Source organism: Methylocystis sp. SC2, assembly GCF_000304315.1.
Taxonomy (GTDB): domain Bacteria; phylum Pseudomonadota; class Alphaproteobacteria; order Rhizobiales; family Beijerinckiaceae; genus Methylocystis.
In genome coordinates, this window is record NC_018485.1 from 3,298,421 (window position 1) to 3,311,612 (window position 13,192).

At 63.8% G+C, this 13,192-nt stretch carries 14 protein-coding genes and 1 tRNA gene; 9 read left to right on the top strand and 6 right to left on the bottom strand.

The window, feature by feature from the left end; translation table 11 throughout:
* Positions 1-51: 51 nt before the first annotated feature.
* The 7 genes from BN69_RS15920 to BN69_RS15950 all read left to right on the top strand — a co-directional run bounded on the left by BN69_RS15920 (position 52) and on the right by BN69_RS15950 (position 5,731).
* Positions 52-369: a hypothetical protein gene (locus tag BN69_RS15920; protein WP_014892672.1), complete on the top strand. Its 318-nt coding sequence runs from the start codon at positions 52-54 to the stop codon at positions 367-369.
* Positions 370-586: 217 nt separating this feature from the next.
* Positions 587-671 (top strand) — tRNA-Leu (locus BN69_RS15925).
* Positions 672-747: 76 nt separating this feature from the next.
* Positions 748-2,094: a trigger factor gene (tig, locus tag BN69_RS15930; protein ID WP_014892673.1), complete on the top strand. Its 1,347-nt coding sequence runs from the start codon at positions 748-750 to the stop codon at positions 2,092-2,094.
* A 204-nt stretch (positions 2,095-2,298) separates the two neighbouring features.
* Positions 2,299-2,934: an ATP-dependent Clp protease proteolytic subunit gene (locus tag BN69_RS15935; protein WP_014892674.1), complete on the top strand. Its 636-nt coding sequence runs from the start codon at positions 2,299-2,301 to the stop codon at positions 2,932-2,934.
* Positions 2,935-3,008: 74 nt separating this feature from the next.
* Positions 3,009-5,018 (top strand): acetyl-CoA carboxylase biotin carboxylase subunit, encoded by a 2,010-nt coding sequence (locus BN69_RS15940; RefSeq protein WP_014892675.1) that lies wholly within the window; start codon positions 3,009-3,011, stop codon positions 5,016-5,018.
* A gap of 79 nt (positions 5,019-5,097) precedes the next feature.
* The gene (locus BN69_RS15945) at positions 5,098-5,355 is read left to right on the top strand and encodes a FitA-like ribbon-helix-helix domain-containing protein (RefSeq protein ID WP_014892676.1); all 258 of its coding nucleotides are present in this window, start codon (positions 5,098-5,100) and stop codon (positions 5,353-5,355) included.
* Positions 5,333-5,731 (top strand): type II toxin-antitoxin system VapC family toxin, encoded by a 399-nt coding sequence (locus tag BN69_RS15950; protein WP_051013341.1) that lies wholly within the window; start codon positions 5,333-5,335, stop codon positions 5,729-5,731. The genes BN69_RS15945 and BN69_RS15950 overlap by 23 nt, the downstream gene beginning before the upstream one ends.
* 5 nt (positions 5,732-5,736) lie before the next feature.
* Here the strand turns inward: BN69_RS15950 and BN69_RS15955 are convergent, their stop codons facing one another.
* The 3 genes from BN69_RS15955 to BN69_RS15965 form a co-directional block, all read right to left on the bottom strand.
* Complete coding sequence (locus BN69_RS15955) at positions 5,737-6,498, bottom strand: DUF2490 domain-containing protein (protein ID WP_014892678.1); 762 nt, start codon at positions 6,496-6,498, stop codon at positions 5,737-5,739.
* A 75-nt stretch (positions 6,499-6,573) separates the two neighbouring features.
* On the bottom strand, positions 6,574-8,139 hold the full coding sequence (locus BN69_RS15960) for a SulP family inorganic anion transporter (protein ID WP_014892679.1): 1,566 nt from the start codon (positions 8,137-8,139) through the stop codon (positions 6,574-6,576).
* 44 nt (positions 8,140-8,183) lie between these two features.
* Complete coding sequence (locus tag BN69_RS15965) at positions 8,184-8,852, bottom strand: carbonic anhydrase (RefSeq protein ID WP_014892680.1); 669 nt, start codon at positions 8,850-8,852, stop codon at positions 8,184-8,186.
* Between the two features lie 189 nt (positions 8,853-9,041).
* Between BN69_RS15965 and nhaR the strand changes: the two genes are divergently transcribed.
* Positions 9,042-9,932: a transcriptional activator NhaR gene (gene nhaR / locus BN69_RS15970; RefSeq protein WP_014892681.1), complete on the top strand. Its 891-nt coding sequence runs from the start codon at positions 9,042-9,044 to the stop codon at positions 9,930-9,932.
* Here the strand turns inward: nhaR and BN69_RS15975 are convergent.
* Positions 9,929-11,005, bottom strand: coding sequence for a 5-(carboxyamino)imidazole ribonucleotide synthase (locus tag BN69_RS15975; protein ID WP_014892682.1), 1,077 nt, complete (start codon positions 11,003-11,005; stop codon positions 9,929-9,931). The two genes, nhaR and BN69_RS15975, sit on opposite strands and share 4 nt — an antisense overlap.
* Positions 11,005-11,469: a 5-(carboxyamino)imidazole ribonucleotide mutase gene (purE, locus tag BN69_RS15980; protein WP_014892683.1), complete on the bottom strand. Its 465-nt coding sequence runs from the start codon at positions 11,467-11,469 to the stop codon at positions 11,005-11,007. The genes BN69_RS15975 and purE overlap by 1 nt, the downstream gene beginning before the upstream one ends.
* Positions 11,470-11,662: 193 nt before the next feature.
* Here purE and BN69_RS15985 point away from each other — a divergent pair, with 193 nt between their 5' ends.
* On the top strand, positions 11,663-12,874 hold the full coding sequence (locus tag BN69_RS15985; RefSeq protein WP_014892684.1) for a cation:proton antiporter: 1,212 nt from the start codon (positions 11,663-11,665) through the stop codon (positions 12,872-12,874).
* Between the two features lie 45 nt (positions 12,875-12,919).
* Here the strand turns inward: BN69_RS15985 and BN69_RS15990 are convergent, their stop codons facing one another.
* Positions 12,920-13,138, bottom strand: coding sequence for a YdcH family protein (locus tag BN69_RS15990; protein WP_014892685.1), 219 nt, complete (start codon positions 13,136-13,138; stop codon positions 12,920-12,922).
* Between the last annotated feature and the right edge of the window lie 54 nt (positions 13,139-13,192).

Genomic DNA, 13,192 nt, shown 5'->3' on the forward strand with positions numbered 1-13,192 from the left:
CCTTTCTCGCGCCGTGAGGGGAGCGCGAGGTCGCACGAGGAGGCTTGAGACATGAGCGCGCCGCGCATCAACAAGACTGCCGCTATTTTAGGCTTCTGCTGCGCATGCGGGTTTCTGCCGCTCGCCGCCTGGGCGCAGGCGTCGCAAGGCTATTCCGATTACCGACAGTCGCTGATCGCCGGCGGCTGGAAGCCGAACGTCGGCTACGGGCTGAAAACCGCCCGCGGCAAGCCCCTATATAAGTTTCCGGAAGTCGTCTGCGGTCCGACGCTCTGCAACGCCAAATGGCGCGACCCCCAGGGTCGCGAAAAAGTCGTCACGCTGATCCGCGGCCTCGAGGGGGCGGATCACCGGGTGGCGCCGCAATAGCCGGCGGCGGCTGGCATCCCGCCGCGTCCATGCTATAGAGCGACGCCCGACGAATCGAGTTCGCGCTTGGGAGCGCCTTGGCGCGCCCTCAAAACGCGCTAGGGACTGCGCCTTTTCGGGGAACAGGATCGTTTGAGAGGGAATCGAACGGTTCGATTTCATCTCAAGCGATCCCGGTTCACGGGCAGGGAAATTGAGGCGGCCCTATCCGCCGATCGCGGGCGTGGCGGAACTGGTAGACGCGCCGGATTTAGGTTCCGGTGACGAAAGTCGTGGGGGTTCGACTCCCTCCGCCCGCACCAGAGCCGCCTACCGTGGCAGTTGCATAATCATCGTCGCGCGCCGGCGACGTCGCAGTCATTAAGAAGGCAAATCGAGATGGAAGTAACGCAGACCTCCTCGCAGGGCTTGAAGCAGGAATACAAGGTGGTCCTGCCGGCCGGCGAACTCGCCGCCAAGCTCGCCGCCCAGCTCAGCGAGATTCAGGCGAAAAGTCAGATCAAGGGATTCCGTCCCGGCAAGGCGCCGATCGGCCATCTCAAGAAGCTCTACGGCAAGAGCATCATGAGCGACGTGCTGCAGGAGGCGGTCAATGACGCCAACCGCAAGATCGTCGAGGAAAACGAGCTGCGCATCGCGCTCGAGCCGAAGATCGATTTCCCCGGTGGGCAGGAGGAAGTCGAGCGTGCGCTGACGGCGGAGGGCGATTTCTCCTATGTCGTCACCTTCGAAACGCTGCCGAAGTTCGACATCGGCGGCTTCGACGACATCTCCCTGGAGCGCCCCGTCGCCGAAGTGGGGGAGGACGATATCGAGAAGGCGCTGCGGTCTCTCGCCGATCGAGCTCAGGAATTCGAGGCGAGGCCAGAAGGGGCCAAGGCCGAGAAGGGCGACAGGCTGACGATCGATTTCACCGGCAAGCTCGACGGCGAGCCCTTTGAGGGCGGCGCGGGCGGGGACGTCGATCTGGTTCTGGGCGCGGGAACCTTCATTCCCGGTTTCGAGGAGCAGCTCGAGGGCGCCGCCGCCGGCGACCAGCGGGTCGTCAAGGTCCGGTTCCCCGAGAACTATGCGGCCAAGCAGCTCGCGGGGAAGGACGCCGAATTCGACGTGACGGTCAAGTCCGTTTCGGCGCCCAAGACGCTCGGGCTCGACGAGGAGCTCGCCAAGAAATACGGCTTCGAGTCGCTCGAGGCGATGAAGACCGCCGTTCGCGGCAATCTCGAAGCCGATTTCGACAAGGCTTCGCGCGAGAAGCTGAAGCGCGCGCTCCTCGACGCGCTCGACAGCCGCTATTCCTTTGAGCTGCCGGAGAGTCTTGTCGAACAGGAATTCGCCAATATTTGGGGCCAGCACGAGCAGGAAAGTCAGCGGGCGGGCCAATCCGTCGCCGAAGACGGCAAGACGGAGGAAGAGACCAAGGCCGAGTTCCGCAAGATCGCCGAACGGCGCGTGCGCTTGGGGCTGGTTCTGGCGGAGATCGGCAAAAGCGCCGACGTGAAGGTGGACGAAAAGGATCTGACCGACGCTTTGGTCGAGCGGGCGCGCATGTTCCCGGGCCAGGAGAAGGCGGTTTGGGACTATTACCGCAACAATGAGCAGGCGCTCGCCCAGCTCCGCGCCCCGATCTATGAGGAGCGCGTCGTCGATCACCTCGCCAAGCTGATCAAGATCGCCGACAAGACCGTCTCCCGCGAAGAGCTGTTCAAGGAAGACGAGGAATAGTCGGGCTACGGCTGCCGTCCCCGCGGGCGGCGGCGCGCCGCGAGGAAATCCGGCATCACAGGCTCATGCGCATGGCGCGCTGCTGGGATCGTGGCGCGACGGCCGCAATCGAGTCTTTGCGTCCGGCGCGGGCGCAGATATATGACGGGTCAAGCTCCCGGCGAGGCGCATCAGCCTCCGCCGGACCCACAGAGGCGATACGCGATGCGCGATCCAATCGAAAACTACAGCCAATATCTCATCCCACAGGTGATCGAGAACACTTCGCGCGGCGAGCGCGGCTTCGACATCTATTCCCGCCTGCTGCGCGAGCGCATCATCTTCGTCACCGGGCCGATCGAAGATCACATGGCGTCGGTGATCATCGCGCAGCTGTTGTTTCTAGAGTCCGAGAACCCCAAAAAGGAAATCTCGCTCTACATCAATTCGCCGGGCGGCGTGGTGACGTCCGGCCTCGCCATCTACGACACGATTCAGTTCATCAAGCCGAAGGTCTCGACGCTATGCGTCGGGCAGGCGGCGTCGATGGGCTCGCTTCTGCTGGCCGCGGGCGCCGACGGTCTGCGCTATGCGCTCCCGAACGCGCGCGTCATGCTTCACCAGCCGTCCGGCGGCTTTCAAGGTCAGGCGTCGGACATCCAGCGCCACGCCGAAGACATTCTGAAAGTCAAAAAGCGCCTCAATGACATCTATGTCCGTCACACGGGCAAGGACTATGAGACGATCGAGCGCACGCTCGACCGCGATCATTTCATGTCGGCGGAGGAGGCGCGGCATTTCGGGATCGTCGACGCCGTGCAGGAGCGGCGGCCTGACGACGAGAGCGACGCCAAGCGCTAAACGCTGAAGGCGTCGGCCGCGTTTTCTGAGCGTCCGGCGCCAATTGCTTGAGGGATTGGGGCACTGGGGCGCGCATGTTTCGGAAAATTCTGATCGCCAATCGCGGCGAGATCGCTTGTCGCATCATTAAGACGGCGAAGCGCATGGGACTGTCCACCGTCGCCGTCTATTCCGACGCCGACGCCGACGCGCTGCATGTCGAAATGGCGGATGAAGCCGTCCATCTCGGGCCGCCCCCCGCCGCCCAATCTTATCTGCTGATCGATAAGATCGTCGCCGCCTGTAAGGAAACGGGCGCCGAGGCGGTGCATCCCGGCTATGGCTTTTTGTCCGAGCGCGCCGCCTTCGCCAATGCGCTCGCCGAGGCGAATATCGTTTTCATCGGCCCCAATATTCGCGCCATCGAGGCGATGGGCGACAAGATCGAGTCGAAGAAATTCGCCTCGGCCGCCAATGTCAGCGTCGTGCCCGGCTACCTCGGCGTCATCGAGAACGCCGAAGAGGCCGTGACGATCGCCAGGGACATCGGCTATCCGGTGATGCTCAAAGCGTCGGCCGGCGGCGGCGGCAAGGGCATGCGCATCGCATTTTCCGACGCCGAAGTGATCGAAGGCTTTACGCGCGCGCGTTCGGAGGCGGCGTCTTCCTTCGGCGACGACCGCGTCTTCGTCGAGAAGTTCATCGTCAATCCGCGCCACATCGAAATTCAGGTGCTCGGTGACAAGCATGGCAATGTCATCCATCTGAACGAGCGCGAATGTTCCATTCAGCGCCGCAATCAAAAGGTGATCGAAGAAGCGCCGTCGCCGCTGCTGGACGAGAAGACTCGTCGCGAAATGGGCGCGCAGGCCGTCGCGCTCGCCAAGGCCGTGAACTATGATTCGGCGGGCACGGTCGAATTCGTCGCCGGTCAGGACAAGAGCTTCTACTTCCTCGAAATGAACACCCGTCTGCAGGTCGAGCATCCGGTGACGGAGCTCATCACCGGCGTCGATCTCGTCGAGCAGATGATCCGCGTCGCCGCCGGCGAGCCGCTGCAACTGAAGCAGGAAAACGTCAAGATCAACGGCTGGGCGGTCGAGAGCCGCATCTACGCCGAGGACCCGACGCGCAACTTCCTGCCCTCGGTCGGGCGACTGGTCAAATACCGTCCCCCGGAAGAGAAGCGCGAGGGCGGCGTCACGGTGCGCAACGACACCGGCGTCACCGAAGGCCGCGAGATCTCGATCCATTACGATCCGATGATCGCCAAGCTGGTGACGCATGCGCCGGACCGTCTTCGGGCGATCGTGGCGCAGGCCGACGCGCTCGACCGCTTCGTGATCGACGGGATTCGGCACAATATTCCGTTTCTGTCGTCGCTCATGCAGAGTCCGCGCTGGCGCTCCGGCAATCTCTCGACGGGCTTTATCAGTGAAGAATATCCGGAAGGATTTTCCTCGCCCGAGCCTCGCGGAGATCTGGCGCACACGCTTGCCGCGATCGCGACGCTCATGGACCACATCGGCAATGAGCGCAAACGCAAGATCTCCGGACAGCTGCGCGGCGGCAGGCCGGTCGAATTCGAGCGCGAACGTGTGTGCATGCTGGGCGAGCAGCGATTCGACGTCTGCGTCGAGGCGCAAGGCGAAGCGCTGATCGTGCGTTTCGCCGAGGGCGATCAGCGCGCCCATCGCGTTTCGACCCAGTGGCGTCCGGGCGAACTCGTGCTCGAAGGCGATGTCGACGGCCGCACGGTCTATGTGCAGGCGCGGTCCATCCTCAACGGCTATGCGCTGTCGCATCAGGGCGTCGACGTCACGGCGCGCGTCTACACCAAGCGCGAGGCGGAGCTTGTCGCCTTCATGCCGAAGAAGAAGGACGCCGGCGCCTCCAAGCACCTGTTGTGTCCGATGCCCGGCCTGGTGAAGACCGTCGACGTGACGGAAGGTCAGGAGGTCAAGGCTGGGGAAGCCTTGTGTATGGTCGAAGCCATGAAAATGGAGAACGTGCTGCGCGCCGAGCGCGACGTGACCGTGAAGAAGATCCTGGCCAAGGCCGGCGACAGCCTTGCGGTCGACGCCGTGATCATGGAGTTCGCGTAAGTGCGAGAATTTGCGCTTCTTGTTTTGAGCGCCATATGCTACCAAAATGGATGTGTTTCGTCTCCATTTTGGAGCCAGAATGCCCGTCACTCTCTCCATAAAGAATGCGCCTGACGATGTCGTCGCCAAGCTGAAGGCGCGCGCAGCGCGCAATCACCGTAGCCTCCAGGGCGAATTGATGGCGATTGTGACGGCGGCCGCTGAGGAGAGCCATGCGACGCTGGCCGATATACGGGATAGCGTCCGGGGGCTGAAACTAAGCGCGCGCAGCGAGTCGGCAGAAATCGTCCGGCAGATGCGCGACGAGCGAACGCGTGCGCTCGGCGATCGTCGTTGACGCCTCCGCTTTCGCCGCTGTCCTGTTCAAAGAACCGGAAGGCGAGGTCCTTGCGGATTCATGGGCGAATTCTATTATCGTCGCGCCAAGCTTGCTGTGTTACGAAATTGGAAACGTCGCGCTGACAAAAGCGCGCCGCTATCCTGACATAGCGGATGACTGCATTGAGGCCTACGACATCTTTCTGCGGCTCAAAATCCAATTTGCCAAGGTTGGATTGCGCGAGGCGTTGGCGTTTGCCCAGCGCCGGAACTTGACCATCTACGACGCCTCATATGCTTGGCTTGCATTGTCGCGCGGTCTCGATCTTATAAGTTTGGACAGAAGACTTATCGCTGCGTTCGAAGCCGAGAAGTCCGCCACGCATGGCCGATAGCGAAATTACAAATTCAGAAACAAACTCACCGAAAGAATGTGATTGATCCGGTGATCGAACGTCTGCTCGCGCCGCGAGACGACGCGCGATTGGATGAGCTGGTTCATGTAGCCGATCTCGACGCGCGCCTTCTCACTGAAACTGTAGCCGAGGCCGGCGAAGCCGCGATTTTGATCAAAGCCGAACCGCGTCGCAGGCGTCGTTGAATTCAGCCGCACAAACACTTCATCCCAGAGCACGAGGCTCAAGGGAGCGTTTTCCCAGAGCGGATGCGAAAAGCGCACAAATTGGCGCAGGCGCCATTCGACGGTGTTCACGTTCTGAATAAAACGCTGCTCGAGGCGGGTGCGGCTTGTCAGATCGCCGAAGGCGGCCTTGTCGGTGAGCAGGACCTGTTGCCAGATCCGATTTTCATGTTGCGTTTTGGCGTCTTGCGGAAAGGTCGCGACATGCGCGTAGCCGAGCCACAGGCTGGCCTTGTCGGATAGCGCATAGCCGACGCCGGCGCGCCCCAGCGCCTGATCGGCGGCGGCGCCGTCGTTCCGAAAGCGCCCCTGGCTTTCCAGCCATAGCCGCCATTTCTCCAGCCCTGGATCGAATGAGCCGAGCTTGGCGATGGTCGTGACGTTTTCCCAGATCCTGAAATCTTCGTCGACGGCCGCCGCCGGGCCGGCCGTCGCGAAAACGCCGAGCACCGACCCGCCGCAAGCGGCGATCCGTCTCGTCCTTTGAAGCGTCGCCGCTGACACCGCCGTCTCCCTGGACATCGAACGTCCTGCGCATTGGATCGACTCCTCTCAAGCCAGTCAAACGCCACAGGACGCGCTTTTAGAGACAGTGGATCAGGCCGCGACCGATGTTGGCGCGGGACGCGCCCGCTCCCGGAACAGGCCGTGCAGCGCATCCCAATCGAGCGCCAGTTCGCCGCCGTCGCTGCGAAGTTGCTCGTCCCAGCTCGCGAGCAGATCGAGACAGGCGTGATCGATATAGGTCAGCTCGTTGAGATGCACATGGAGGCGCGCCCCCCGCGGTAAGGCTTCAAAGGCGGCGGCGAGCTGCGGCAGTCGGATGAAGGTCGCGGCGCCTTCAAGATGGATCACGGTCATGCCGTCGATCTGCTCGGCGCGGATGTTGAGATGCGAGAACGTATAGAGCAAGCGCGCGACCGACAGTCCGACGCCGACCGCAATGCCGGTCAGCACGTCGGTCGCGACCACCGTCGCCAGCGTCGCCGCGTAGATGCCGGTTTCGACGCGGTCCTGACCCCAGAGAAAGCGCGCGAAGCCGAGATTGATCAGATTGATTCCCGCGTAAACCAGCACCGCCGCGAGACTTGCGACGGGGATGATGCGCAGCACGTCGGGCGCGAGGGTGATGAACAGCAGAATCCACAGGCCGTGGAGCACGGTGGAGAGTCTCGTGCGTCCACCCGCCGTGACATTGGCTGAACTGCGCACGATGACGCCGGAGACCGGCAGCACGCCAAGAACGCCGCAAAGCAAATTGCCGACGCCCTGCGCGACAAGCTCCTTGTTGTAGCGGGTGCGGGGCGTGCGCCGCTGCATCGCGTCGACCGCCGTCGCCGTCAGCAGCGATTCCGCGCTGGAGACAAAGGCGAGCGACAGCGCCGCCGCCCAGAGCGCGCCTTCGCCGATCCGGCCGAGAGCGTGCGTCGTGGGCAAGTTGATCGCAGCGAAAAGATCGTCCGGCGCCGGGACATATTTGATGTCGAGGGCGAAGAACGCCGCGACCGCCGTCGCCAGGCCTACGCCGACGAGCGGAGCGGGGAGAAACGACAGCCATTTCGGCGCCCAGCGGCGCCAGGAGAGAATAGCGGCGACCGTGAGCAGTCCAATCAGCGCCGCGGGCCGATGCGCCTCCATCGTGACGCCCTTCCAAACGGCGAGCGGCAGCGACCAGAGATTGATGACGCCGCCAAACTCCTGTCCTGTCCCGGGCGGCGTATCGTCGACCATGACGTGAAATTGCGAGGCGAAAATCAGCAGGCCGATTCCGGCGAGCATGCCCTGAATCAGCGCCGGCGCGACCGCCCGGAACACCGGTCCGAAGCGCAGGGCGCCGGCCGCAATCTGAATCACCCCCGACATCATCACGATGAGCCCGAAGACCTCGAAGCCGAGGTCCTTGATGAATACGGCGGCCATCACCGCCGCGCCATTCGCCGCGCCGCTCACTTGCAGGGGACAGCCTGAAAGCAGGCCGACAACGACGCCGCCGATGACGCCGCTGATGAGGCCGACGGCGGCGGCGCTCTCGAAGGGAAAGCCGGCGACGAGCGCGAGACCCATCGACAAGGGAAGAGCGACGAGCAGCACGACGACGGAAGCGAAGACGTCGTCTTTGATCGCAGAGAGGCGAGAAGGCGCCACATCTAGTTCTAAAGACATTTTCGTATCCTTTGATGGTTCGGGTTCGCGGCGGCGGCGCGAACTCAGACGTCAACGCTGACGCGCTCTTTCTCTTCCGGCGCGGGCACATCCGGCGGCGACGGCGCACGCCCGAATTGGCGCGTCGCCGGGTCGTAGACAAAGACTTCGCCCGTCTCGATCTTGTAGACCCAGCCATGCAGCCTGAGTTTGTCCTGAGCGAGCGCGGAGGCGACGACAGGATGCGTGCGCAGGTTTTCGAGCTGCGCGAGCACATTCTCCTGGATGGCGACGTTGAGCTGTTCCGCCCCGGTTCTGTCCGCGTATTTTTCGTGCATGATGCGCCGTGTCGCTTCGGCGTGCGACAGCCAATCGCTCAGCGCGGGAAAGGCTGCGGCCGGCGGCGGATCGAGCAGGCCCTTCATCGCGCCGCAATGCGAGTGGCCGCAGACGATGATGTCCTTGACGCCAAGGCCCGCGATCGCGAATTCGATCGTCGCCGCTTCGCCGCCGCGCACGGCGCCGTAGGGCGGCACGAGATTGCCGGCGTTGCGCAGGATAAAAAGGTCTCCAGGCGCCGACTGGGTGAGCAGGCACGGGTCGATGCGCGAATCGGCGCAGGTGATGAACAGCGTCTCCGGCGCCTGACCTTTAGCGAGGCGTTCGAACAATTCGCGCTGGCTGCCGAACACCCGCGACTGAAACTGGTGGAGACCCTCGATCAACCGCTGCATTTTGAACTCCTGTCGCTGAGGCGACCGTCGCGATTCTTTTGGTGATGTAGCGCGCCGGCCGCGGGCCAGTGCGATGAACGCGGAGCGATGCGCCGCCGCCGCCGCGCTGACGCCTTCAACATGGCGCAGGGGGTTGAGATTGAAAATAAGGATAGATAAATTAGTTACATCGATAAAAGCTATGTGACCATGGAACGTCTCAACTATCAGCACCTGTTCTACTTCTGGAACGTCGCCCGCGAGGGCGGCGTCACCCGCGCGAGTGAAAAGCTCGGATTGGCGCAGCCGACGATCAGCGGCCAGATCGCGGTTTTCGAGGCGTCGATCGGCGCGCAGCTCTTCCGCAAGGAAGGCCGCAATCTCGTGATGACCGAAACCGGACGCACGGTGTTCAATTACGCCGACGAAATATTTTCGCTTGGCCGCGAGCTCGGCAGCGCCTTGAAGAACCGCGCGGGCGCAGTCAGCGTCAGGCTGAGCGTCGGCGTGTCAAACGCCCTGCCGAAACTCGTCGTCTATCGTCTGCTCGAACCCGCTCTCGCCGCGCATAATCAGGTCGTCTGTCATGAGGATAAGACCGAGCGCCTCCTGGCCGAACTGCCGGTGCATGGAGTCGATCTCGTGTTTTCAGACTGGCCTGCGACAGGCGCCGCGGATGCGCGCATCTACAATCATCCGATCGGCGAATGCGGCGTGGCTGCGTTTGCGACGCTCGAACTGCAGCAGCGCTATCGGAAGAATTTCCCGCGATGTCTCGATGGCGCGCCGCTCCTGCTGCCGACATCGAACACCGCGTTACGACGTTCGCTCGACCAATGGCTGGACGCCAACAGCCTCTTTCCGAAAATCGTCGCGGAGATTGAGGACAGCGCCCTGCTGAAGACATTCGGGGCGGCGGGCGCCGGCGTCTTCATGGCGCCGGCCGCCGTTCGCGCCCAGGTCGAGGAACAATATGGCGTCAAATATATCGCCACGCTCGACGGCGTCAGCGAGCGATTCTATGCGATCACCGCGCAAAGAAAAATCAAGCACGCGGGCGTCGCCGCCATCCTTGAGAGCGCGCGGGACTGGCTGCTCTAATCGTTAAATACGCGCGTCACATGACCCATTTTGCGGCCCGCGCGCGTCTCTTTTTTTCCGTAAAGATGCAGACAGGCGCCGTCTTCACGCGCCAGCTCCGGCCATGCGTCGACGTCGTCGCCGATCAGATTGCGCATCTCCACGCGGCGGCCGTGCCGGCGCGCGGCGCCGAGCGGCCAGCCGGCGACCGCGCGCATATGCTGCTCGAATTGCGAGGTCAGCGCGCCGTCGAGCGTCCAATGTCCGGAGTTGTGCACGCGCGGCGCGATTTCATTCACGATCAAGGTTTCGTGGCCGCCGTCGCGGACCACAAACATCTCCACCGCGATCACGCCGACGTAATCGGCCGCCTCGGCGAGGCGCCGTGCGATGTCGATCGCCTGTGTCGCCGTCTCGTCGCCGATCTCGGCGGGCGCCAGGGTCCTCGCCAGTATGTGATGCTCGTGCAGGTTTTCGGAAACGTCATAGGCGCGAAATTCGCCGTGCAGTCCGCGCGCGGCGACGACCGACACTTCCTTCTCGAACGGCACCACGCTTTCCAGAATGCATGGCGCGCCGCCAAGTGTGCGAAAGGCGACGGCGAGGTCGCCGCCGTCGCGCAACTGGGTCTGACCCTTGCCGTCGTAGCCGAGGCGCCGCGTCTTCAGGATCGCGTTGCGGCCGAGCTGGGCGACGGCGCGCGCCAGCGCGCCGGCGTTGTCGACCGCGACGAAATCGGCCGTCGCGATCCCGAGGCTTTGCACGAACTGCTTCTCGATGAGCCGGTCCTGGGTCAGGGCCAGCGCCCTAGGGTTGGGGCGCACCGGCCGATGCGCCTCGAGCACTTGCGCCGTGCGGGCGGGCACGTTCTCGAATTCATACGTCACGACATCGACCGATTCGGCGAAGGCGGCGAGAGCCGCCTCGTCGCTAAAGTCCGCTTGCGTGCGCGCCGCGCAGACGTCGAAGGCGGGGTCGTCGGCGACTGGCGAGAAGACATGCGCCTTCAGTCCGAGCCGCGCGCCCGCCAGCGCCAGCATGCGCGCGAGCTGGCCGCCGCCAAGAACGCCGATCGTCGCGCCCGGCGCGAGCATCAAGCGCCGTCGCGCGGCGTCGCCGCTACATTGTCGGTCTGACGCGCGCGATAGTCGGCGAGTCGCGCGGCGAGCGCCTTGTCGGCGAGGGCGAGAATCGCGGCGGCGAGCAGCGCGGCGTTGATTGCGCCGGCCTTGCCGATGGCCAGGGTTCCCACGGGCACGCCGCCCGGCATCTGGACGATCGAGAGCAGCGAATCGAGGCCTTTCAGCGCTTCCGATTCGACGGGAACGCCGAGGACCGGCAGCGGAGTCATCGCGGCTGTCATGCCCGGCAGATGCGCGGCCCCGCCGGCCCCGGCGATGATGACTTGAAAGCCCTCCGATTCGGCGCCCTTCGCGAACGCCGTCAGTCGATCGGGCGTGCGATGGGCCGAAACGATGCGCGCGTCATAGCCGATCTCAAGCGCCGCGAGAGTTTCCACCGCGTGGCGCATCGTCGCCCAGTCGGATTGCGACCCCATGATGACGGCGACCGGCGGCTTCGACTTCCCCACTCTGGCTTCCTTCGCAAAGGGAAGCCATGCGGCATAGACGATGGCTTCCCGATAGGCAAGCGCGCGATCGGCGTCGATCACGGGCCGATTTCGCTTCGCGAGCGGGCGGCGCGCAGCTAAAGAACCCTGCAAGATTTTCTTTGGTCGGAGTGGACGCGACATGGATGAAGGTCTGAGGCAGGCGGTCGCGGTGCTGGCCGTGGCGATGATCGTCGCAATCGCCGCGCGTCAGATCAGACTGCCCTATACGGTCGGACTGGTTCTCGTCGGCGCCGCCGTCGCTCTCTCGGGCGCGGACTTCGCGCCGCATCTCACTCATGATCTGATTTTCGACCTCGTCCTGCCGCCGCTCCTGTTCGAGGCGGCGCTGACGCTGTCCTGGCGCGAACTGGTGCGCGATTCACTGCCTTTGCTCGCGCTCGTGGGAATCGGAACGGTCGTTTCCGCAGCCGTTGTCGCGGCGTCGATGATGACGGTGCTCGACTGGCCGCTTTTTTCGGCGATGCTGTTTGGCGCGCTGATCGCGGCGACGGATCCGGTCGCGATCATCGCGATGTTCAAGGACAACCGGATCAAAGGCCGCATGCGGCTGCTGGTCGAAAGCGAAAGCCTGCTTAACGACGGCGCTGCGGCGGTGCTCTTCGTCATGGCGCTCGCCTTCGTGCAAAGCGGCGGCGCGGACCAGAGCGCCGCGACGACCGCCTTGACTCTCCTGAAAGTCGTGTTCGGCGGCGTCTTTGTCGGGGCGCTGTTCGGCGGGGCCGCCATCCTCGCGTCGCTGCGCACCTCGGAACATCTCATCGAAGCGGCGCTGACGACCATCGCCGCATTCGGCTCGTTTCTGGTCGCCGAATATTTCCATGTCTCTGGCGTGCTGGCGACGGTGACGGCCGGCCTCGTCATGGGCAATCTGGGCCTGCTGAGCGAGCAGGAAGGCGGCTACATCACCCTCAAGGGGCGCGAATTCGTTCTGTCCTTTTGGGAGTTCGCGGCCTTCCTGGCCAATTCCATGGTGTTTCTGATGATTGGCGCGGATGTGGCGTCGACTCCATTCGGCGCCGTGGGGGCGACGGCGCTGGCCGTGGGGATCGCCACGGTGCTTTGCGCGCGCGCCATCGTCGTCTATCCGCTGAGTTCGTTGTTCTTCCTTTCGCGATGGAAGATCTCGTTTCGCGAGCAGCATGTTCTCTGGTGGGGCGGCTTGCGCGGCGCGCTTGCGCTCGCCCTGGCGCTGTCGCTTCAGGACGATCTGCCGCAACGCGACGAGATACTCGCCATCACTTTCGCCGTGGTCGGCTTCTCGATCGTGGTTCAGGGCCTCACCATGCCGCTGCTGCTCCGCGCCCTCGGCTTCGTGGCGCGGCGGCCATAGCGGCGATCCGGGCGCCGCGCGGCGGGAGGACGAAGCCGACCCCGCTTAAGCGATAATGTCGGGCGTGAGCTGGTCTTCGAGATAGGCGATGCGGTCGCGCAGCAGCAGCTTGCGTTTCTTCAGACGCTGAATCTGCAGCTGATCGGCGACGCCGATCGCCAGCAACGCGTCGATCGCGGTCTCCAGATCGTGATGCTCCAGCCGGAGCCGTTCGACTTCGGCGCGAGTCGCGCCCGTGTCGATCTCGCTCGGTGTGTCGTTCATTGACTGCCGCCGTCACACGCCATTGAACGCCGGGGAATCATTTGCTCCGTCGCG